Below are 20,276 nucleotides of genomic sequence, written 5' to 3' on the forward strand. Positions count from 1 at the left end.
CCGGTTTATCTTCCTTGCTATGCGGTCCTTACCATCCGCTACGCGTTTCAAATCGTGTTCCGGTCTTGCCGTCAAAGAGATGAATCAGGCCAGGCGCGGCAGTGAGCCGTATGTTTTCGCCCGGTGTGAAGGCATGGCGTTCGCGGAAATTGGCGACGATCTCGTCGCCGCCGGCGGTGCAGCCGATGATCTGCACTTCCGATCCGGTCGGCTCGACCACCGCGACGGTGACTGGAATGCCTTGGTCGGACGATAGCCCCAAATGCTCGGGCCGTATTCCCAGCACCACCGGATGGCCGTTGGCGACGGCCGGCGCGGCGGCCAGCGGCACGGAAATTCCCCCCGCGCCGCGAAAGGACGGAGACCTGTCGGTGACGATCTCGCCCTTGATCAGGTTCATGGCGGGCGAGCCGATGAAACTGGCAACGAAGAGATTGTTGGGCCTGTCGTAGAGCTCCAGCGGCGGTCCGATCTGTTCGACGATGCCGTCATGCATGACGACGATCTTGTCGGCCATGGTCATGGCCTCGATCTGGTCGTGGGTGACATAGACTGTCGTCGTCTTGAGCCGCTGGTGCAGTTCCTTGATCTCGGCGCGCATCTGCACCCTGAGCTTGGCGTCGAGATTGGAGAGCGGTTCGTCGAACAGGAAAACCTGTGGATCGCGCACGATCGCCCGGCCCATGGCGACGCGCTGGCGCTGGCCGCCGGAAAGTTGGCGCGGATATCGCGTCAGCAATGGCACCAGCCCGAGGATTTCGGCGGCGCGCTGAATGCTGGTAGCGCAATCGGCCTTCGAAACACCTTTGAGCATGAGCGAGAACGCCATGTTCTCGGCGACCGTCATGTGCGGGTAGAGCGCGTAGTTCTGGAAAACCATGGCAACGTCGCGCTCTTTTGGCGCAACGTTGTTGACGACCCGATCCCCGATCGCGATCTCGCCGCGCGAAATCTTTTCCAGGCCGGCGATCATCCTGAGAAGGGTCGATTTTCCGCAACCCGACGGTCCGACCAGCGTGACGAACTCGCCGTCATCGATATCCACACTGACGCCATGCAGGACCTCGACGGTCCCGAACGATTTGTAAACGTCGCCGATCGCGACAGACGCCATCGATCTCCTCCCGAATGCTTCTTGCGACGCCCCGAAGGAAACCGCTCCCTCTCCCGCCTCGCGACCGTCTCCCATTCCCCCATCAGGTCGCGCGACAAGCAGACGGTAGCGCTACCAAGCCTGGCTGTAAAGCGGCCATGCGGCCGGTGCTCTTGTCGTTCGGAACACTCGGCGCAATGACCGGCACACCGGCAAACTACCCCCCATTCACAAAAGCCAGCACCAGCTTCTGCAGGTTTCCGCCGGGGCCGAATTCGACCCGGTCGAAGTCGCGGCTCGCCTGCCGCTGAGCCAGCGAGATCTGGGCGAGTTGCCTCGTCAGCTCGGTTCTGATCTTGCTGCAGGCGGGGTCATCAGTAACGGTCAGGCCGACGCTCACCGCCTCGATCTTGCGCACCATCTCGGCGATGGCTGCGCCATGCACTCTCTCGTGGGCGGCGAGCCCGGCGATGAACACCGTCCAGTTCTTCTGGACGGAGGCCGGCAACGGTTCGGCCGGCTTCGGCAAGGTGTAGGTGATGATCAGTTTCGGGCGCGCCGATTTGAGCACGCAGGCGTCGCCTTGCGGCCTGTAGTCCCTGGTCCATGTCAGCTTGAAATTGGTGTGCGCAATGACCCGACCCTTGCCGAGCAAGGGGCCGGCTTCGCCGATCGCGGCATAGAGTTCCGGGCCGGTCCGCCCTGCGATGGCGTAGGTCTCGACCTTTTCGACCGGCTTCCAGTCGGCGCGTGCCGGCGACGCCAGCAGAGAGGCCGCGAACAGGAGAAAGAACATGGCTGGTCTCATGGAAACGTCAGAGACACTGGGCTGAGGCAAAGATCAACCCGGCGCAATGCACTCAGGTCCCACGGCAGGCCGCGTCATAGTCGGCCAGCACCTGATCGACAGCTTCGAGAAGGATAGCCTCGGGATTGCCCGCCGGCCCGAGTTCGGCCGGCAGCGCCGGCAGGAATTGCCGCATCAGCGTTTCGGGAATGGCAACGTCGTCCAGCGCCTTGCGCAGGCGCTCGACGGCCGCGACAGCGGTGGGGTTGCTCCAATAATAGCGGATGCGGTCGCTGTAGCTGTAATGCCGCTGCACATAGAGCTCTGCTTCATTGCCATGATAGTGGCTGTGCCAATGGCCGGGGGCTGCCAGCATCGCGCTTTCCATGGTCCGGGCGAGCGACCGGTCGCCATAGTCCCTGGCCATTTCGGAGGCGATCAGGTCGAGCCCGTAAAGCGCCTCGCGCAAGGCGAAGGTCAGGCCGGGGCCGACCTTGAGGATAGGAAAGCCGTTTGCGACCAGCGCGGTCAAAGCCGCACGGGTCTGGTAGTCGGTCGAATGCGCCTCGTAGACGAGCGACGGCTGCTCATCGAGCAAGCCGGTCAGGCCCTTGGATTTTTCGGGCGCGTAGGCGACGACATTCTGACTGCCGAATTCCACGCCCGGCTGCACCACCACGGCGATGACGCGGCCGAAGGCCTCGGACAGGCCTTCGCGGGCAAAGATCTCCCGGTGAACCTCGATCGTGCGCCGCGCCGCCGCCGCCTCGGTCGGCTTCAACTCGCTGATCTCATGGTCGACTCCGCCGGGGGCGGGGACTTCGGTGCCGATGATGTAGACTGGCAAGGTGCTGCCTGCGGCGTGCGCGCCCGTTTCAGCCGCCTTTGCCAGCCGCGCCGCCCGGGTGGCGATGGTCTCGTCGTCAAGCGCCGCCGGCTCGCCGGCGCAGCCCATCGATGCGTCGAGATGAATCTTGGTGAAGCCGGCCGCGATGTAGGCGCCGACCATGGCCTCGGCCTTGTCCATCGCCTGCGCCGCCGGCTCTGCGCGCCACGGGTTCGGTCCCAGATGGTCGCCGCCGAAGATGATGCGCGAGGCTTCCAGCCCCTCGCGGCAGGCGATCTCCAGCACGAAGGCGACGAACAGCGCCGGGGTCATCCCGGTATAGCCGCCGAACTGGTTGACCTGATTGCAGGTTGCCTCGATCAGCAGGTTTTTCTCCCTGTCGGCAACGGCGCGTCGTATCGCTGTCTGGATCACCAGCGGATGAGCCGAACAGATAGACGTGATGCCGTAGGGCGAGCCGTTTTTGCGCGCGCTGGCGAGGCCTGCAAGCGGGTTGGCGCTCATGTCCGTCTCGCTGTTCCCTTGATGAATTGGTCAAGCGCATCGAAGCCGGCGGTGCCTTCCATCGGGCCGCGCCGGGTGACGTTGCGGGCGCCGGCGGCATTGGCATAAAGCAGCGCCTTGCCGGGCTCCATCCCCTGGCGGCGGCAGGTCAGGTAGGTGGCGCCAAAGCAGTCGCCGGCGCCTGTCGGGTCGACTTCCTCGACCTGAAAACCGGCGCAGTCGGTCCTGGCGCCGTCGGCGCCGAACCAGGAAGAGCCGTCAGCACCGCGCTTCAGCACGATCTCGCCGACGCCCCTGGCAAACAGCGCCGCCACCGCCCGGTGCTCGTCATCGACGCCGGCCGCAGCCAGCAATTCGTCGCCGGACGGCAGCAGCAGGTCGGCATCGTCGATGAGTGCGGAAAACAGCGCACCGTCGGCGCCGATCAGCTCCTTGCGCACATTCGGGTCGAACGAGGTTGAGCCGCCGCGGGCACGAACCGCCTGCACTGCGTAGCTGACGATCTCCTTCAGCCCTGCCACCGACAGCGTCGATCCCATGATATGCAGATGGCCGGCCCCGTCCGCCAGCAGGCGCGCAGCAGTGGTCAGGTGGATCTGCCCGGCGGCGGATTCGGCGATGTTGTAGACGAAGTCCCTGATACCATCGGGCCGATAGCGCACGAAGGCGCATCCCGTCGGGAAGCGGTCGCTGATATCGACGGCGGAGACGTCGACCCCGTCGCGCTTCAGCCTGTCCAGGTTGAGCGTGCCGAAATCGTCGCGGCCGACGCAGCCGATAATGCCGGCGCCGCCCCCCAGCCGCGCAACCTGATCGATGAAGATCGCCGGCGCACCGCTGGGGAATGGCCCGACGAGCGTTTGCGGCTCGAGGAAGCCGCAACCCCGTTCCGTCGCCATGATCTCGACCAGGATTTCGCCGGCGACGATCGTTGGCCCCACGGCCTCGGCGGCGATCTCGCTGCGGCGCGAAAGGCTCATGCTTGCGATTCCTCCTTGTCACAGACTGATTGCTTGCTCGCGCAGTTGTTCGGCACAAATGTTTATCGGGTAAATCGCACATAGGGCGAAGTCAATAAAACTTACATGCGTATAGTTTACTTATTCTGCGCGTACACATTGCAGGATTCGGGTGGCTGGGATCGTGGCACCGTGCAAATCAGGCGTCGACCGCAGCGAAAGGACAGCCATGCTCACGCTTCATGATTATTTGCCGTCGCAAAACGGTTGGAAGGCGAGGGTCGTGCTCGGCCTGCTCAACATTCCCTATGAAAGCCGCCTGGTGTCGATTTTCGAGGGCGAGAGCCACACCGACGCTTTCCTGAAGCTCAACCCGGCCGGCGCCGTTCCTGTGCTCGAACTCGAGGATGGCCGTGCGATCGCCGAATCGAATGCGATCCTCATTTATCTCGCCGAAGGCACGCCCTTGCTGCCGGCGGATCGCTATGTCAACGCGAAAATTATGCAATGGCTGTTCTTCGAACAGTACCATGTCGAGCCGGTCATCGGCTCCCTGCGCTTCTGGACGCTGGCCGGAAGGCTGGAGCGCAACCAGGCGATGGTTCCGGCCAAGCGCGAAGCCGGCGCCCGCACGCTGGCAGCGCTGGAGCGCAGCCTGAACGACACGCCGTTCCTTGTCGGCGACACGCTCACCATCGCCGACATTGCTGTCTATGCCTACGGCCACCGTGCCGAAGATTGCGGCTTTGCGCTGGCGGCTTATCCGGCGGTCCTCGCCTGGACGGACCGGGTGCGCGACGCCATCGGTCCCGGCTATCCCGTGCATCTCTACAGCATCGATCCGCACTCGGCTGCTTGACGGCAAAAGGCGCGCGTTCACCTTGCTTAGTCGAAAAGAAGACCCAGATTCTGCTTTGTCGGCGGCTTTCGCTCGCAATCCGTTGACTGGATGGCCGGATCCCGGCGTCAACTCGACGACCTGCCGGCACTTAGCATGGAGGTGACCATGACACGCGACGACATCATTTCGGTGTTGGGGCCGGTAGACGAGGCGGTCATAGCCGACATCGCGCTGACCGGCGCCACCCTTCAAGAACTGCGCGAGGCGTTCGCCTGGCTCGGTGCCGACGAGGCGCTGGTCAACGAGGGTCGCCCCTTGCCGGGAACGAAGGTGGCGCGGCTGATCGAAATTCTCGATATGCCGGACGACGAGGACGGCCGGCAAGCGGCGGCGCAGTAGGCCGTAGGCGTAGGGTATCGGTCTGCGCCACCTTATTCCCTATTCCCTACGGCCTATTCCATTCCCTTACGCCCTCGACAGCAGCCGGCGCATGATCAGCGAGGCGTGGCCGCCAACGCCGTGCGCGGCCGTGTGGCGCTCGACCACTTCGAAACCGTGCTTGCTATAGAAGGCGATCGCCCGGTCGTTGCCCTCGATCACTTCCAGCGCAATGCTAGGGATGCCGGCATGCGCGACAAGCACCGCGTGCAGCAGGTCGGTGGCGAGCCCGCTGCCGAACTCTGTCTTGTCGATGTGCAGCCGGTCGAGCAGGACATCGCCACGATCGTACATCGCCGCCATCGCGTAGCCGGCGATCGAACCGTCCGGCCGTTCGGCCACGAACGACATCTTGTTGTCGTCCCCAAGTTCCTCGGCCAGCCGCTCGGGCGCATGCTTGTCGTCCGAGAGCCGCGCAGTGGTCTCTGGCCCCATGATTGCCGAATAGGTGCGCCGCCAGGATTCCCCCAACAGCCGCGACACCGCCGCTATATCTTTCTCGGTCATCGCCCTGATCTGAACCATGGCCTAAATCCTCACCGCCTCACCCGCGACTTCAGCCAACGATCGAAGGCCACGGCCAGGATCAGGATCAGGCCGATGACGATGCTTTGTGTGTAGGAAGAGACATTGTTGAACTGTAGCCCGTTCTGCAGCACGCCGATGAGTGCTGCGCCCACCACCGTGCCGCCGACCGAGCCGATGCCGCCGAATAGCGAGGTGCCGCCGATGACCACGGCCGAAATCACCGTAAGCTCGTAGCCGATGCCGGCCACGGCTTCGGAGGAGTTGAGCCGTGCTGACAAAACGAAGGCGGCCAGCCCGGCGAAGAAGCCGACGATGACATAGACCGAGATCAGAATGCGGTCGACGCGCAGGCCCGACAGGCGTGCGGCCTCGGCATTGCCGCCGACGGCATAGACGGCGCGGCCGTAGCGCGTATAGCGCAGCACGATGTGGCACAGGATGGCCGCCACCGCGAAGATGATCGCCGGCACCGGCACCGGTCCGATGAGCCCGGTGCCGAACCAGCGCATCGAGGCGTCGAAACCGGAGATCGGTCCACCATTGGAGATGGTCAGCGTCAGGCCGCGAAACACTGTGAGACCACCCAGCGTGACGACGAAGGGCGGCACTTTCAGCCTGGTGATGGCAAAGCCCTGGACGCCGCCGGCCAGCGCCCCGACGATGACGGCGGCAAGCAAGGCGGCGAACCAGCCATATCCTTGCGTGCCCGTGGTCGACAGCGACAGCGTGTTGGCGGTGCCGCCCTTGGCCACCACCGCCGCCACCATGCCGCAGAAGGCGAGCAGTGAGCCGACCGACAGGTCGATGCCGGCAGTGAGGATGACGAAAGTCATGCCGAGCGCGATCAGCCCGGTGATCGAGATCTGCCTCAAAATGTTGAACAGGTTGATTGGATCGATGAAGCTCGGCTTCAGCACGGTGAAGATGACGATCAACACCGCCAGGAACATCAGCGGCCCAAAACTCATCAGAAGCCGCGCGATGTTGATGCCGCTGCGCTGGGTCTGTTCGGTGGTGCTGGTCATTGCGTTGCGTCCTGCTTGCGGTCGAGCGCCATCAGTTCCATCAGTTTTTCCTCGGTCGCTTCGATGCCCGGCATTTCGCCGGTGATACGGCCGCGCCGCATCGTAACGATGCGATCCGACACTGCCAGCACCTCCGGCAGCTCCGACGAGATCATCATGATGGCGATGCCGCGCGCAGCCAACTGGACCAGGATCTGGTGCACTTCGGCCTTGGCGCCGACATCGACGCCGCGCGTCGGCTCGTCGACGATCAGTACTTTCGGGTCGCGCGCCAGCCAGCGGGCCAGGATGACTTTTTGCTGGTTGCCGCCGGACAGGCCCTCGATCGCCTGGTCGGGCGAGGCCATGCGGATCGACAGTGCCTTGCGATAGCCGGCCAGCGCCTCGCGCTCGCGCCGTTCGGCCATGAAGCCGGCCCCATTGCTGTAGCGGCCGAGCGAGGCGATCGAGAAATTGTTGAGAATGCCCAGTGCTGCAAAGATCGCCTGGTGCTTGCGGTCTTCCGGCACCAGCCCGATGCCGAGTTTGATGGCGTCTGCGGGGGAGGCCGGGGCGATCGGCTTACCGTCGAGCGCAATCGTGCCGGCGGCGATGCGGTCGGCGCCGAAAATGGCGCGGGCAAGCTCGGTGCGGCCGGAACCGACGAGGCCGGCAACGCCGAGGATTTCGCCGGCCTTCAGATCGAGGTTGACGCCTTCGAGTACGATGGCATGCGGCGCCAACGGGTCGCGTACCGTCCGCAGCCCGCGCAGCGAGAGCCTGACCTCGCCGGCGACATCGCGCTGCGTCGGCCGCGCGTAGAGCTCGGAGGCGGCGCGGCCGACCATCTTCTCGATGATCTTCGGGATCTGGATCGGCTGGCCGTCACGGTCGAGATGACCGGCCAGCCTGCCATCCCGCAGCACGGTCATGCGGTCGCAAATGGCGGACGCTTCCTCCAGCCGGTGGGTGACGAACATGATGGCGACACCGTCCTTGCGCAGCCTGTCCATGATCGACATCAGTTTCTGCACCTCGGTCTCGGTCAGCGCCGAGGTCGGCTCGTCCATGATGATCAGGCGGCTTTCCAGCGACAGAGCGCGGGCGATTTCGACCAGCTGCTGTTCGGCTACCGACAGCGAGGACACCGGCGTCGCCGGATCGATGTCGAGACCGACGCGGGCGATGATCGCGCGCGAGGCGTCCTCCATCCTGCGCCAGCTGACCAGCCCGAGCGGCCCGAGCGGCGCGCGGCCGATGAAAATGTTTTCCGCAACCGTCAGCGTCGGGATCAGGCTCAGTTCCTGATAGATGGTGACGATGCCATGCCGCTTCGCATCCTGCGGACTGGACGGCGCGTAGTCGGCGCCGTCGAAGACGATGCGGCCGCTTGACGGCGGCATCACGCCGGACAGGATTTTCAACAGCGTCGACTTGCCGGCGCCGTTCTCGCCGAGCAGGCCAAGGATCTCACTGGGCCGCACCTCGAGCGAAACGTCGATGAGCGCGGTGACGCCGGAAAAATGCTTGGTCACGCCTTCGACGGAAAGGAGCGGTGGCGATGATGCGGTGGGTTCAACGGCGGACAAGCATTGCTCCCGGATTGCGATAGGCAGCGGGACAGCGCCCCCCTCTGTCCTGCCGGACATCTCCCCCACACGGGGGGAGATCAGCAGTTTTGCCGGCAGCACTATTTCTATAACGTTGGCGATTGGCGAAAGCAGACGTGACGGCCAATCTCCCCCCAAGTGGGGGAGATGTCCGGCAGGACAGAGGGGGGCGCGACAGAGCGCGACCTCCACCCGTCATGGGCCCTACTCTCACTTCGTCTCGTTCAACCTCTCCGCCTTGTCGAGATTGTCCTTGCCGATGACGATCGGCGTCAACAGCACCAGCTTCTCCTTCGGCTCGGTCTTGTCCCTGGCGAAGGCGACCGCGATCTGCACCGCCTTGCGCGACTGTTCGCCGGGGAACTGCTCGACCGTGCCGGCGAGCTTGCCGTCGCGCACGGCGACCAGCGCTTCCGGCAGCGCGTCGAAGCCGTAGATCTTGACGTCGGTGAAGTTGCGCGCGGCACAGGCTTCGAGCGCGCCGAGCGCCATGTCGTCATTGGCGCAGATGATGGCGTCCGGCTTGCCGTTGGCGGCAAGCCCGGCCTCGGTCACCGACAGCGCTTCGGCGCGGGCGAAATTAGCGGTCTGCTCGAAGATGATCTGGTACTTGTCCTTGAGCGGATCGAGCACATTGTGGACGCCTTTGTTGCGGTCGATCGCAGGCCCGGCACCCGGCTGGCCCTGCAAATGGAACAGCTTGGCGCCGTTGGGGAACGCCGCCACCATGGCCTGCGCCTCGGCCTCGCCGCCCTTGACATTGTCGGCGCCGACATGGGCCAGAATGCCCTCGACGCCGTCAACGCGGCGGTCGATGGTGACCACGGGAACCCCGGCCTTGACCGCTTCCTCGATCGCCGGCGCCAGCGCGTTGACGTCAAGCGGCGAAATCACGATGGCGTTGACCTTCTGCACAAGTGCGGCCTCGATGTCGGCGGTCTGCTTCGGCGCCGAGTTCTGGCCGTCGCTCTCGGTCAGATTGACGCCTTGCGCCTGCGCCTCCGCCTTGATCTCGTTCAGCATGTGCACAAAGAACGGAAAGCCGAGATTGGGCACCGAGCCCAATATGGTCAGTTTGTCGGCGGCAAAGGCCATGGGCGCGGCCAGCGCCATGGCGCCGGTCGCCACGGTCGACAACAGGAATTCGCGTCTGTTCATCAGATATCCTCCACATGAACGCAGGAGCCCGAAACCGGGAGCGGCTCGGGACGGTCCTTGCGTCAATTCAAAAATGGAGTGTCCTGTGAACGCCCCGAGGGGACGCGAGGCGCTCCAGCCGGTCCGCCGCAACGTTCTCCTCCGCACGGCGCCGACCCGAGGATGCTAGCCAAGGAAAATCGATTACGCAAGGTGAGGCGAGGGGCTGAAACTGCTAATCTCCCCGCTTGTGGGGGAGATGTCCGGCAGGACAGAGGGGGGCGCTGTCCCGCCGACATTGGCCAATTTCACTTACATCTTTGAGCTAACCCCTACGCAGAATACTTGACGCGGGCGATCCTTCGCGCCCCCTCTGCCTTGCCAGGCATCTCCCCCACGAGGGGGGAAATTGGCAGCTTAGACGCCTCTACCTGTCGATGGTCGTCATCACCCGCTCATTGTAGCGCGGCCCTGAGACCTTGCCCGGCGCGAGTGCCGCGTCGAGCGCAGCCATCTCGGCGGCTTCGAGCGTGATCGCTGCGGCAGCGACATTTTCCTCCAGATACTTGCGCCGCTTTGTCCCCGGGATCGGCACGATGTCGATGCCGAAGCCGTCGCCCTTGCCGAGCACCCAGGCCAGCGCGATCTGTGCGGGCTTTACCCCTTTGGCCGCGGCCACCTCTTGCACCGCAGCCGCTGCCGCGACATTGGCGTCGTAGTTGGCGCCCTGGTAGCGGGGGTCGCCGCGCCGAAAATCGCCTTCCGGATAGTCCTTGGCGCGCTTGACATCGCCGGCGAGGAAACCGCGGCCGAGCGGCGCGAACGGCACCAGGCCGATGCCGAGCTTTTTGAGCAGCGGGATGATTTCCGGCTCCAGATTGCGCTCCCACAGCGAATACTCGCTCTGCAGCGCCGAGACCGGATGCACGGCATGTGCGCGGCCGATGTTGGCCGCACCAGCCTCCGACAGGCCGAAGAAGCGCACCTTGCCCTCGGCGACGAGCCGGCCGACCGTGCCGGCGACGTCTTCCATCGGCACGGCCGGATCGACGCGATGCTGGTAGTAAAGGTCGACATGGTCGGTGCCGAGCCGCTTCAGCGAGCCCTCCAGCGCCTCGCGGATATGGTCGGGCCGGCTGTCACGCTCCGTGCCGACCTGTCTGCCGTTTTCGATGCGGAAGCCGAATTTGGTGGCAAGGGTCACCTCATCGCGCCGGCCCTTCAGCGCCCGCCCGAGCAGTTCTTCATTGGCATAAGCGCCGTAGACTTCCGCCGTGTCGAGGAAGGTACAGCCGAGTTCGATGGCTCGGTGCAGGGTGGCGATCGATTCCGCCTCGTCGGCAGGGCCGTAGGACTGGCTCATGCCCATGCAGCCGAGGCCGATCACCGAGACCTGCAGCCCCTGGCTGCCGAGTTTGCGGGTGCTGAGGGTCATTGCCGTTCTCCTTGGGGCTGAGGAAAACTATAGCGGCCGCTCCTCCAGTTTCCATAGCTGTTCGGCGGAAGAACAGCGCTTCCCTTGACAAAACCCAGCCGCAAGCGCCTTTGCCGGCGGCCATTGGGGGCCATGGGATACCAATGAAGAAGATCTACGAGAAGCCGACGCTGAACCGGCGTCAGCAGCTCTCGCGCGTCACCGCGCTCATAATTCCTTCGGACCACTAACCGAATATTGTCGTCGCCATTGCAAAGTCCGCTGCCGAGGCGCAGCGGTTTTTTGCTGCCGTCGGATCGTAGCGCTGCCAGAAGCAGGCGGTCAAAATTGACAGAGCGGCCGATCTCCAGCATCCTTATGCCGCCGCCATGTCTTGCGGTCTTGTGTATGAGTGAGCCATGGCCAGTTCCGTCACCAGCCAGAATTCCAAGCGCGCCGCGGTGCGCAAGGCGCTCGACCGCCACAAGGTCTACGTCACCGCGCAAAGCTTTTCCGGCGGCGTCTACTCGGCCCGCGTGCTGGTCGACGGCGAGGCCTACTGGGTCGACGAGTTCCGGCTGAGCCAGCTCCAACAAGGGCTGTCCCCGGCCGAGCTAGACCTGACGCCCGCCTCAGACGATTGAGCGTGATCTCCACATTCTTCGCACCACGCTGGGAAATCTGAAATGTTGGCGGGACAGCACTGTGCAGGAACGCGGCGCAGGGAAGGTTCGTCCGCCGCCGCCGCTCCCGCCTGACCCATGCCAACCCCGCCAAAACTCAAGGCCTACCGCGCCAAGCGCGAATTTACGAAGACGCCGGAACCGGCGGGCGGGCTCATTTCAGGCGACGGCAACCGCTTCGTCGTCCACAAGCATCACGCCACCGCCGACCATTACGATTTGCGCCTGCAGGTCGGCGGCGTGCTGAAAAGCTGGGCGGTGCCGCGCGGGCCCTCGCTCAACCCGGCCGACAAGCGGCTTGCAGTCGAGACCGAGGACCATCCGCTCGAATATATCGACTTCGAGGGCGTCATTCCCGAAGGCGAATATGGCGGCGGGCCGATGATCGTCTGGGACACCGGCACCTGGGCGCCGATGGACGATGTCGACAAGAGCCTGCGCACCGGCGCCTTCAAGTTCCGGCTGGCCGGCGACAAGTTGAATGGCGGCTGGATGCTGACCCGTCTGAAGCCCAAGCCCAGCGAAGACAGCGAGAAGAAAAACTGGCTGCTGTTCAAGGAGCGCGATCTCGCCGCCGATACCGGCCTCGACATCCTGGAAGCGCGGCCGGAAAGCGTGAAGTCCGGCAAGCGGATCGAGGAGCTGGTGGCGCCGCCGAAGAAGCCGGCCCGCCTGCCGCCCAAGCCCGGCGCGCTGAAACCCGGCGCGCTGCCCGGTGCGGCCAGGGGCGATCCGCCGTCGCGCATCGAGCCGCAGCTCGCCACGCAGGTGCCGAAGCCACCGGGTGGGCCAGTGGAAGACACAGGTGAACTCTGGCTGCACGAAATAAAATTCGACGGCTACCGCACCATGGCGCATATCGCCGATGGCGAGGTCAGGCTGATCACCCGCGGCGGCATCGACTGGACGAAGCGTTACGGCGACCTGCCGCAGGCATTCGCCCGGCTGCCCCTCAGCCAGGCGATCATCGACGGCGAGATCATGGTGCTGGACGAGAAGGGCATCTCGCGTTTCGCGCTGCTCCAGGATGCGCTGTCGGCGGGTGCGGGCAGCAAGCTCCATTTCTATGCCTTCGACCTGCTGCATCTCGACGGCTGGGACCTCCGCAAGGCGCCGCTCGCAAAGCGCAAGGCCCTGCTCGCCGAACTGCTAGCCGGACAGGGCGCCAACTCCGCCATCCAGCTGAGCGACCATGTCGAAGGCGACGGACAGGGGCTGTACGATCAGGCCTCGATCCTTGGGCTGGAAGGCGTCGTCTCCAAGCGCGCCAACGCCATCTACCAGAGCGGCCGCACGAAGAGCTGGACCAAGGTCAAGGCGCTGGAGACCGGCGATTTCATCATCGCCGGCTACACCGTTTCCGACGCGGCCGAAGGACTGGCGGCACTCGGCATGGCTGAATTCGCGGATGGCGAACTGCACTATCGCGGCAAGGTTGGCACCGGCTTCGATGCCGCTACGGCGGGCGACTTGCTGGCCCGGCTGCAGCCGCTGCGCGACGGCGCGACAGCACCCGAGGGTGTGCCGCGCGAGATCATGCGCGAGATGAAATGGGTGCGGCCGATGCTGTCGGCCCGCATCCACTACGCCAACCGAACGGCGGACAATTCGCTGCGCCACGGTGTGTTTCGGGGCTTGCGCGATGTCGGCCTGTCGACGCCGGTGTCGCCGAAGCGCAAGCGGCTGATCGCCGAAGCTGATCTCGCAACCATCTGGGTGACCAATCCGGAGCGGCGGCTGTTCGGCAAGACCGGACCGACCAAACTCGACATCGCCGTCTATTACGCGCTGGTCGGCGATTTCATGCTGCCGCACATTATGGGCCGCCCGGTGTCGCTGGTGCGCTGCCCGACGGGCCTGCCGAAGGACTGTTTCTTCCAGCGCCACGCCTTCACCGGCATGCCGCCGTCGGTGGTCACTTTTGACGCCACCAACTCCGAAGGTGAAACCAAATCCTATCTGTCGGTCGAGGGAGCAAAAGGCTATCTGGCACTCGCGCAGTTCGGCGTCGTTGAGTTCCACACCTGGGGCACGCATCGCTTGAGCCTCGACAAGCCCGACCAGATCGTTTTCGATCTCGATCCGGGTGAGGGCATCGCCTGGCGCGAGGTGGTCGAGGCCGCCGTCCACATCAAGGGCGAATTGGAGCGGTTCGGCCTGGTGCCGTTCGCCAAGACATCCGGCGGCAGCGGCATCCACATAACCGTGCCGGTGACGCAAAAGCAGAACTGGAAGAAGCTGCACCAGGCGACCAGCGCCATCTCCACGCACCTGGCGGCCACCGCGCCCGACACTTTCACCACCACAATGGGCAAGGAAAACCGCAAGCGCCGCATCTTCATCGACTATCACCGCAACGCGCGCGGCCACACCTCCGCGGCGCCTTATTCGCTGCGCGCCCGCACCAACCTGCCGGCGTCGACGCCGGTGAGCTGGAGCGACCTTGAGACGATCGATGCGCCGCAGGATCTGAACTATTCCTCGCTGCCGGGGTTGTTGGCGACCTCGGGCGACCCCTGGGCGGACATGGAGGATTTCGCGAGGGATTTGCCGGCCTTCAAATAAGGTTTTTCTCCCCATTTCATGGGGGCGAGGAACCCAAGTCCATCGACGCTTCGGACAATTTGAATTATTCTCGGCCTTGGACCTTCAGGGCGACTGGAAGATTTCGCTAGGGATTTGCCTGTATCGTGCCCGGTCGGTGTAGGATTTCCGCAGCACCATTCGTCCTTTGGACGAAGCGCTGCAGTAAGCATGATCCCGAAAAGTGGGAACCGGTTTTCGGATAAGATCATGCTCAGTCTGAAATGTCAGTGCGTGGCCGCGTAGGAGAGTATCATGGCGCCCAGGGCAAGTTGGAAAGGTTACCTCAAGCTCAGCCTCGTCAGCTGTCCGGTCCGGCTCTATCCGGCAACGACGACCAGCGAGCGCATATCGTTCAACCAATTGCACAAGAAGACCCACAACCGCATCAACATGAAGCCGGTCGACCCTGAACTCGGCCTCGTCGAGCGCGCGGACTTGGTCAAGGGTTACGAATACGAGGACAAGCAGTACATCATCATCGATGAGGCCGACCTCGAAGCAGTGCGCATCGAATCCAATCACACGATGAACATCGAGGCCTTCGTCGACGAAGACGAGGTCGACGTCATTTATCAGGATTCGCCGTACTACATGGCGCCGGATGGCGCCATGGCGGAGGAAACCTTCGCCGTGCTGCGCGAGGCAATGCGCAAATCCGGCAAGCTGGCCATTGCCCGCCTTGTCCTGTCCAGCCGCGAGCGCGTGGTGACGATTGGCGCGCGCGAGAACGGCATGTTCGTGTGTACGTTGAGGAACCCGAACGAAGTGCGCGGCACGGCTGAATATTTCGGCAACATCCCGGCTGGCAAGCCGGATCCCGAAATGCTGCAATTGGCCGAAGCGCTGATCAAGCAGAAGGAAACCACCTTCGATCCGAAGAATTATGAGGACCGCTACGAGATCGCGCTGATGACGATGATCCGCGAGAAACTGAAGGGCCATAAGCCGATCATTGCGGCGGCGCCCGAGCGTGGCAATGTCATCAACCTCATGGACGCGTTGAAGGCGAGCCTGTCGCAATCAGCCAAGCCGCCGGCCAAGTCGAAGAGCAAGGCCGACGACGCTGAAAAACCTGCCGCCAAGGGTAAGGCGGGTGCGGCCAAGGAAAACCCGTTGAAGGCCAATCTGCTCAAGGCCGTCGGCAAGAGCAAGGGGTGACGGCGCCGACCGGTATAATCCCGGGCGCCGTCTTCGGCGCCATCGGCGCGCTGGCGGCATTTCCGCTGCGGCTCGCGGCCCGTGAGGTGGAGCGTCAGCACGGCCAGTTGCGGCGCGGCGTCACCAGGCGCACCAGCCATGTTGTGTTCGGCCGAACGCTGATCGCCAAGGCCGGCACGGCGAAGGGCGGCGATGCCGAGATCGAGCGCCGGGTTGCAGCCGAGGGCTCCGCTGGCCGAACACTCCTTAGCGAAAATGGCTTCCTGCGCCTGCTTGGTCTGATGAAGACGCCGGAGGCGTCTTCGCTGTCCAGGCAGTCTCTCGTCGACCAGTCCAGACTGTCCGGTGCCGACCTCGACCTGCTCAGCCTGTTTGACGCCTTCGAGCACGATTGTGAACCCTACTCGTTCCGCGATCTGATCCTTGCCCGCAAATATGCCGGGCTGGTCGCCGGCGGTGCATCCTGGGGCGCGATCGCGCGCTCCGTGCATCGCTCCGGTCCGGTCGCTTCGCTCACCGCCAAATCGCTCAATGTCGGCTCGCAGCATGGCCGGCCCGATCAGATCTATCTCGAGGATGGCCAGAGCGAACTCGACGGCCAGCTGCTGTTCGATCTCGGCAGCGCAAGCGCAGCCGGCGACGACACGCTGGAAGAATTGTTCGCCGAGGCTGAAAGCGCGGAAGAGGAGGGCCGGCACGACGATGCCGCGGCGCTCTACCAACGCTGCCTCAGCATCGATCCGAGCGACGCCATCGCCGCGTTCAACCGCGCCAATTGCTTGCGTGGCGCCGGTCGCGTGGCCGACGCGGCGCATGACTATGCAAGAGCGATCAAGCTCGATCCGGCGTTCGTCGAGGCCTGGTTCAACCTCGCCGGGCTGATGAGCGACGAAGGCAAGATCGCCTCGGCGCGCCGGCATCTGGTCAAGGCCATCGCGCTCGACAAGAGCTACGCCGATCCGGTGTTCAACCTTGCCCGGCTGGAGTTCGACGCCGGCAATCTGACCGAAGCCCGCCGCCACTGGGTGCGCTATCTCGAACTCGATGCTGACAGCGAATGGGCGCGCACTGCGCAAAAGGGGATACAGTTCGTCGATCTGCAGCTGGCGCGGACGGCGGGGTGAGGCTGCCGTGGATAATCTTGTTCAGATTTCGAGTATGGGATTAACCGCGTGCTTCATCGTTTTGGCGGTGCAGGAGGCCCGCGAGCTGCTCTTCTACTGGAGCAATGGCTGGAATTTTTTCGAAGACAGCAAAATCAATTGGGCCACATATTACAACCGCAGAACTTGGCCATTTCCCCAGCGCCCCGAGGACCGTATGTCGAACAAGCAGCGCGTTTGCTTCGGCCGGCCATTCTTCATCGTGCTCGTGGGGTTTTTGCAGCCATTTTCACCCATGTTACCCTGCATCCGGAGCAGTGGCGTAAGGAAGTTTACGGGTCCAAAACCACCTACCACTATATCGGGGTCCCGCAGCCTGATGCCCACTAGCTTCCTCTTCGACGGCTTCGACACCGCTCCCGTCACCATCCTGCTGGCGCACGGCGCCGGCGCATCGATGGATTCGCCTTCGATGACCGCCACCGCCAAGGCGCTCGCCACAGCCGGTTTCCAGGTCGCGCGCTTCGAATTCCACTATATGGCGGCGCGCCGCTACGGCCAGCGCAAGCCGCCGCCGCGCGCCGAGACGGTCAACCCGGAATACATCAAGGCCATCGCCGATCTGAGAGCCATGGGCGTCACCGGGCCGCTCATCATCGGCGGCAAGTCGATGGGCGGGCGCGTCGCCTCGATGATTGCGGACGAAATGCTCGCCAAGGGAGAGATTTCCGGCCTCGTCTGCCTCGGCTATCCCTTTCATCCGCCGGCCAAGCCAGAGCAGCTCAGGACAAAACACCTCGCCGACCTCAAGACACCGACACTGATCTTCCAGGGCACGCGCGACGAATTCGGCACCAGGGAAGAGGTCGCGACCTACGGCCTTTCCGACGCCATCGAAGTGATCTGGCTGGAGGATGGCGACCACGACCTGAAGCCGCGCAAGAGCGTGTCGGGGTTTTCGACCGCCGATCATTTGAAGACGCTGGCCGGGACGGTGAAGGCGTGGACAGGGCGGATCGTTTCCTGATCGCCAAATGAAAATCGCCACCTTCAATATCAACAACGTCAACAGCCGGCTGCAAAACCTGCTGGCGTGGCTGGCGGCAGCCAAGCCCGATGTCGTCTGCCTGCAGGAGCTGAAGGCGCGCGACCTGCAGTTTCCGCGCACGGCACTGGCCGACGCCGGCTATGGCGCGGTGTGGAAGGGCGAGCCGACCTGGAACGGCGTAGCCATACTGGCGCGAGGAGCCAAGCCGGTGCTGACCCGTGACGTCCTGCCCGGCGATACCGCCGACAAGCAGAGCCGCTACATCGAGGCGGCGGTGTCGGGCGTCGTCATCGCCTGTCTCTACGCGCCCAACGGCAACCCGCAGCCGGGGCCGAAATTCCAGTACAAGCTGGCCTGGCATGAAAGGCTGGAGGCGCATGCCGCAGAACTCTTCGACACCGGCCTGCCGGTGGCGCTGGTCGGCGACTACAACATCGTGCCCGAGCCGCGCGACATCTACGCCACCCGCTCCTATGACGACAACGCGTTGCTGCAGCCGGAAAGCCGGGCGTCGTTCCAGCGTCTGCTCGAGCAGGGCTGGACCGATGCGCTGCGCAAGAAGCATCCGAAGGAAACGCTCTACACATTCTGGGACTACCGCCGCAACCGCTGGCCGCGCGATGCCGGGCTGCGGCTCGACCACATCTTGCTGTCGAAGAAACTGGCGCGCCGCCTCACCGCTGCCGGCATCGACCGCGATGTCAGAGGTGAGGACGGCGCCAGCGACCACGCGCCGGTATGGGTCGAATTGAAGTGAATTTGGCTGCGTGATCGCGCCCACTTTCGTGGGCGCAGTTTTGCGCTATTTGTTTCGCTGCGGCGGCCGCATGATGAGCAAGGTGCGGCACCGGAGGGGGAGTCCGATGGACAGGTTGGCCGAAAGGCTGTTTGCGCTTCCGCTGCTGGCGGCCGCTTTGGCTTGTCTGGTGCGGGCGTATCTGCTGCTCGGCGACAGAGATTTCAGCTGGAGCGGGATCGATCACATGCTGCACGGCCCAGCCACGCTGCGACCGGTGGTGTTCCTGACCGTCGGCGGGCTTTGCCTGCTTGGCGCCCTGTTGTTCTGGGCCGGACTGCTGCCGGGTCGGCGAAGCCAGCCTGCTGGAACGCCGCTTTTTGGCCGCGACGCCGAGATCGACCCAAAGGGCCGCCCCGGTCTGCGGCGCGCCTTCCTCATGTTGCCGGTGTTCGCCGTGTTGGCGCTGCTGGCCGACCACTTCCCTTGGGCGCGTGACGCCGGCCCGGGCGCTGAGGTGGCCGCCCCGAACGAACCCAAAGCCGAGCCGAAGGACCAGGGCATCGACGGTGTCCCGCCGGACCTGGCGACGCCACCGGCCCCGCCGAGTTCGCCGCAGGTCACCATGCCGCCCGAGCCAACTCCGCCGGTGCAGGCAGCCAAACCGCCCGAGCCGGCGCAGCCTACGCCTCCGGCTGCTCCCCCTCAGCCGCCACAAGTCGCACTCGCTCCGGCGACACCGCCACCGGAGACTGCTCCACCGCCGGCTCCGGCCACGCCACCGCAAACCGTCGCGCCGTTGCCGCCGCCTCCGCCGGCGCTGCCGACCGAGCCCGACGGCCACCGCGACGCCGTCGTCTGGCTCGCCGTCTCGGCCGATGGCCGCGACGTCATGAGCGCCAGCACCGACCATATGATCAAGCTCTGGGACATCGCCGGCAAGCGGCTGATCCGCAACCTTGGTGAACACAAGGACATGGCGCGCACGGCGCTGTTCATGCCCGACGGCGCAACCGCGCTGACCGCCGGCGACGATGGCGAGATCGTGCTGCGAAAGCTTGCCGACGGCGCGGTGCTGCATGTCTTCTCGTCGGGCGCGAATGGCGGCGTGCGTAAGCTGGCGATCAGCCCGGACGGCAAGCGCGCCGTCAGTGGCCACGACACCGGCAACGTCATCGTCTGGGATCTCGTCAACAAATCGGTGCTGCATGTGATGACCGGACATGACTGGCCGATCAGCACGGTCGCAATCTCGCCCGACGGCACGCGCGCGCTGAGCGGCTCCATCGACGGCACGCTGAAATTCTGGGACGTCGAAAGCGGCAAGCAATTGCGAAGCTGGCACGGCCACGAGCAGGGCACTTACGGCGCTGTCTTCACCGCCGACGGCCATCATGTCGTCACCGGCAGCGGCGACTACACGATCAAGCTCTGGAACCTCGACACGTTTAGGGAATTGCGCCGCTTCGAGGGTCACGAAGGCACCGTCTATACGCTGGCGCTGTCGGCCGACGGCAAGCGCTTGGCCTCCGGCTCGCTCGACGGCACGGCGCGGCTGTGGGATGTCGGCACCGGCGGCCAGACCGCCATGTTCGACAGCCGCACCGGCCCGATCTACGCCGTTGCCTTCGCCACCGACGGCACGCTGCTCACCGGCGGCGACGATCGCACCATCAGGGATTGGCCGGCGGCTGGCGGCGATGGCGAAATCCTGTTCGCCGGCGCACCGCAGTAGCGACATCAAATGCTTTGGATATTCCAGAACAGCCTGGCTTGCGCTATGGATTACTGGTGGCTGCA

Annotated in this window: 19 protein-coding genes; 9 read left to right on the forward strand and 10 right to left on the reverse strand. The window is 64.5% G+C overall.

Annotated features, from left to right (window positions below; genetic code table 11):
• Window positions 1-28: 28 nt before the first annotated feature.
• The 4 genes from AC3CCE_RS29850 to AC3CCE_RS29865 form a co-directional block, all read right to left on the reverse strand.
• Window positions 29-1,114, reverse strand: a complete 1,086-nt coding sequence (locus AC3CCE_RS29850; protein ID WP_352625854.1) for an ABC transporter ATP-binding protein — start codon at window positions 1,112-1,114, stop codon at window positions 29-31.
• 196 nt (window positions 1,115-1,310) lie between these two features.
• Window positions 1,311-1,889, reverse strand: coding sequence for a DUF922 domain-containing Zn-dependent protease (locus AC3CCE_RS29855; RefSeq protein WP_023712528.1), 579 nt, complete (start codon window positions 1,887-1,889; stop codon window positions 1,311-1,313).
• A gap of 64 nt (window positions 1,890-1,953) precedes the next feature.
• Window positions 1,954-3,231, reverse strand: a complete 1,278-nt coding sequence (locus AC3CCE_RS29860) for a D-tagatose-bisphosphate aldolase, class II, non-catalytic subunit (RefSeq protein ID WP_352625855.1) — start codon at window positions 3,229-3,231, stop codon at window positions 1,954-1,956.
• Window positions 3,228-4,211: a tagatose kinase gene (locus AC3CCE_RS29865; RefSeq protein ID WP_352625856.1), complete on the reverse strand. Its 984-nt coding sequence runs from the start codon at window positions 4,209-4,211 to the stop codon at window positions 3,228-3,230. Before AC3CCE_RS29865 ends, AC3CCE_RS29860 begins: the two co-directional genes overlap by 4 nt.
• Before the next feature lie 208 nt (window positions 4,212-4,419).
• On the opposite strand from AC3CCE_RS29865, the gene AC3CCE_RS29870 reads away from it, so the two are divergent.
• Both AC3CCE_RS29870 and AC3CCE_RS29875 read left to right on the forward strand, forming a co-directional pair.
• Window positions 4,420-5,049 (forward strand): glutathione S-transferase family protein, encoded by a 630-nt coding sequence (locus tag AC3CCE_RS29870; protein WP_023749539.1) that lies wholly within the window; start codon window positions 4,420-4,422, stop codon window positions 5,047-5,049.
• A 147-nt stretch (window positions 5,050-5,196) separates the two neighbouring features.
• Window positions 5,197-5,430, forward strand: coding sequence for a hypothetical protein (locus tag AC3CCE_RS29875; RefSeq protein WP_031193476.1), 234 nt, complete (start codon window positions 5,197-5,199; stop codon window positions 5,428-5,430).
• A 66-nt stretch (window positions 5,431-5,496) separates the two neighbouring features.
• On the opposite strand, the gene AC3CCE_RS29880 is transcribed toward AC3CCE_RS29875, so the two are convergent.
• From AC3CCE_RS29880 to AC3CCE_RS29905, 6 genes are all read right to left on the reverse strand, one after another.
• Window positions 5,497-5,994 carry a GNAT family N-acetyltransferase gene (locus tag AC3CCE_RS29880; protein ID WP_352625857.1) on the reverse strand — a complete coding sequence of 166 codons (498 nt, stop codon included), beginning with the start codon at window positions 5,992-5,994 and terminating at the stop codon, window positions 5,497-5,499.
• Between the two features lie 11 nt (window positions 5,995-6,005).
• Complete coding sequence (locus AC3CCE_RS29885; protein ID WP_023673479.1) at window positions 6,006-7,022, reverse strand: ABC transporter permease; 1,017 nt, start codon at window positions 7,020-7,022, stop codon at window positions 6,006-6,008.
• Window positions 7,019-8,650, reverse strand: coding sequence for a sugar ABC transporter ATP-binding protein (locus AC3CCE_RS29890; protein WP_488377237.1), 1,632 nt, complete (start codon window positions 8,648-8,650; stop codon window positions 7,019-7,021). The genes AC3CCE_RS29885 and AC3CCE_RS29890 overlap by 4 nt, the downstream gene beginning before the upstream one ends.
• A 171-nt stretch (window positions 8,651-8,821) precedes the next feature.
• Window positions 8,822-9,769: a substrate-binding domain-containing protein gene (locus AC3CCE_RS29895; protein ID WP_023673481.1), complete on the reverse strand. Its 948-nt coding sequence runs from the start codon at window positions 9,767-9,769 to the stop codon at window positions 8,822-8,824.
• Window positions 9,770-10,175: 406 nt separating this feature from the next.
• A complete protein-coding gene (locus AC3CCE_RS29900) occupies window positions 10,176-11,183 on the reverse strand; it encodes an aldo/keto reductase (protein ID WP_352625858.1) in 1,008 nt (335 codons plus the stop codon).
• Window positions 11,180-11,536 carry a hypothetical protein gene (locus AC3CCE_RS29905; RefSeq protein ID WP_155921580.1) on the reverse strand — a complete coding sequence of 119 codons (357 nt, stop codon included), beginning with the start codon at window positions 11,534-11,536 and terminating at the stop codon, window positions 11,180-11,182. The genes AC3CCE_RS29900 and AC3CCE_RS29905 overlap by 4 nt, the downstream gene beginning before the upstream one ends.
• 45 nt (window positions 11,537-11,581) lie before the next feature.
• Here AC3CCE_RS29905 and AC3CCE_RS29910 point away from each other — a divergent pair, with 45 nt between their 5' ends.
• The 7 genes from AC3CCE_RS29910 (at window position 11,582) to AC3CCE_RS29940 (ending at window position 20,211) form a co-directional block, all read left to right on the forward strand.
• The gene (locus tag AC3CCE_RS29910; RefSeq protein WP_023673483.1) at window positions 11,582-11,806 is read left to right on the forward strand and encodes a hypothetical protein; all 225 of its coding nucleotides are present in this window, start codon (window positions 11,582-11,584) and stop codon (window positions 11,804-11,806) included.
• A 117-nt stretch (window positions 11,807-11,923) separates the two neighbouring features.
• The gene (ligD, locus tag AC3CCE_RS29915) at window positions 11,924-14,410 is read left to right on the forward strand and encodes a DNA ligase D (RefSeq protein ID WP_023673484.1); all 2,487 of its coding nucleotides are present in this window, start codon (window positions 11,924-11,926) and stop codon (window positions 14,408-14,410) included.
• Between the two features lie 273 nt (window positions 14,411-14,683).
• Entirely contained in the window at window positions 14,684-15,589 is a 906-nt protein-coding gene (gene ku, locus AC3CCE_RS29920; RefSeq protein WP_023673485.1) for a non-homologous end joining protein Ku, read from the forward strand.
• Window positions 15,586-16,713, forward strand: coding sequence for a tetratricopeptide repeat protein (locus AC3CCE_RS29925; protein WP_023834502.1), 1,128 nt, complete (start codon window positions 15,586-15,588; stop codon window positions 16,711-16,713). The genes ku and AC3CCE_RS29925 overlap by 4 nt, the downstream gene beginning before the upstream one ends.
• 358 nt (window positions 16,714-17,071) lie before the next feature.
• Entirely contained in the window at window positions 17,072-17,719 is a 648-nt protein-coding gene (locus AC3CCE_RS29930) for an alpha/beta hydrolase family protein (RefSeq protein WP_352510855.1), read from the forward strand.
• 7 nt (window positions 17,720-17,726) lie between these two features.
• Window positions 17,727-18,497, forward strand: a complete 771-nt coding sequence (locus tag AC3CCE_RS29935) for an exodeoxyribonuclease III (protein WP_352510854.1) — start codon at window positions 17,727-17,729, stop codon at window positions 18,495-18,497.
• A gap of 106 nt (window positions 18,498-18,603) precedes the next feature.
• Window positions 18,604-20,211 (forward strand): WD40 repeat domain-containing protein, encoded by a 1,608-nt coding sequence (locus AC3CCE_RS29940; protein ID WP_352510853.1) that lies wholly within the window; start codon window positions 18,604-18,606, stop codon window positions 20,209-20,211.
• Window positions 20,212-20,276: the final 65 nt, after the last annotated feature.

Source organism: Mesorhizobium sp. P160187, from assembly GCF_057766425.1.

What these genes read in the sequence shown, in the direction of transcription:
- AC3CCE_RS29930 (WP_352510855.1), top strand. Translation starts at nt 17,072, where the DNA reads ATGCCCACTAGCTTCCTCTTCGACGGCTTCGACACCGCTCCCGTCACC.
- AC3CCE_RS29875 (WP_031193476.1), top strand. Translation starts at nt 5,197, where the DNA reads ATGACACGCGACGACATCATTTCGGTGTTGGGGCCGGTAGACGAGGCG.
- AC3CCE_RS29850 (WP_352625854.1), bottom strand. Translation starts at nt 1,114, where the DNA reads ATGGCGTCTGTCGCGATCGGCGACGTTTACAAATCGTTCGGGACCGTC.
- AC3CCE_RS29905 (WP_155921580.1), bottom strand. Translation starts at nt 11,536, where the DNA reads ATGCTGGAGATCGGCCGCTCTGTCAATTTTGACCGCCTGCTTCTGGCA.
- AC3CCE_RS29855 (WP_023712528.1), bottom strand. Translation starts at nt 1,889, where the DNA reads ATGTTCTTTCTCCTGTTCGCGGCCTCTCTGCTGGCGTCGCCGGCACGC.
- AC3CCE_RS29885 (WP_023673479.1), bottom strand. Translation starts at nt 7,022, where the DNA reads ATGACCAGCACCACCGAACAGACCCAGCGCAGCGGCATCAACATCGCG.
- ku (WP_023673485.1), top strand. Translation starts at nt 14,684, where the DNA reads ATGGCGCCCAGGGCAAGTTGGAAAGGTTACCTCAAGCTCAGCCTCGTC.
- AC3CCE_RS29865 (WP_352625856.1), bottom strand. Translation starts at nt 4,211, where the DNA reads ATGAGCCTTTCGCGCCGCAGCGAGATCGCCGCCGAGGCCGTGGGGCCA.
- AC3CCE_RS29935 (WP_352510854.1), top strand. Translation starts at nt 17,727, where the DNA reads ATGAAAATCGCCACCTTCAATATCAACAACGTCAACAGCCGGCTGCAA.
- ligD (WP_023673484.1), top strand. Translation starts at nt 11,924, where the DNA reads ATGCCAACCCCGCCAAAACTCAAGGCCTACCGCGCCAAGCGCGAATTT.
- AC3CCE_RS29900 (WP_352625858.1), bottom strand. Translation starts at nt 11,183, where the DNA reads ATGACCCTCAGCACCCGCAAACTCGGCAGCCAGGGGCTGCAGGTCTCG.
- AC3CCE_RS29895 (WP_023673481.1), bottom strand. Translation starts at nt 9,769, where the DNA reads ATGAACAGACGCGAATTCCTGTTGTCGACCGTGGCGACCGGCGCCATG.
- AC3CCE_RS29870 (WP_023749539.1), top strand. Translation starts at nt 4,420, where the DNA reads ATGCTCACGCTTCATGATTATTTGCCGTCGCAAAACGGTTGGAAGGCG.
- AC3CCE_RS29860 (WP_352625855.1), bottom strand. Translation starts at nt 3,231, where the DNA reads ATGAGCGCCAACCCGCTTGCAGGCCTCGCCAGCGCGCGCAAAAACGGC.
- AC3CCE_RS29880 (WP_352625857.1), bottom strand. Translation starts at nt 5,994, where the DNA reads ATGGTTCAGATCAGGGCGATGACCGAGAAAGATATAGCGGCGGTGTCG.
- AC3CCE_RS29890 (WP_488377237.1), bottom strand. Translation starts at nt 8,650, where the DNA reads ATGTCCGGCAGGACAGAGGGGGGCGCTGTCCCGCTGCCTATCGCAATC.
- AC3CCE_RS29940 (WP_352510853.1), top strand. Translation starts at nt 18,604, where the DNA reads ATGGACAGGTTGGCCGAAAGGCTGTTTGCGCTTCCGCTGCTGGCGGCC.
- AC3CCE_RS29910 (WP_023673483.1), top strand. Translation starts at nt 11,582, where the DNA reads ATGGCCAGTTCCGTCACCAGCCAGAATTCCAAGCGCGCCGCGGTGCGC.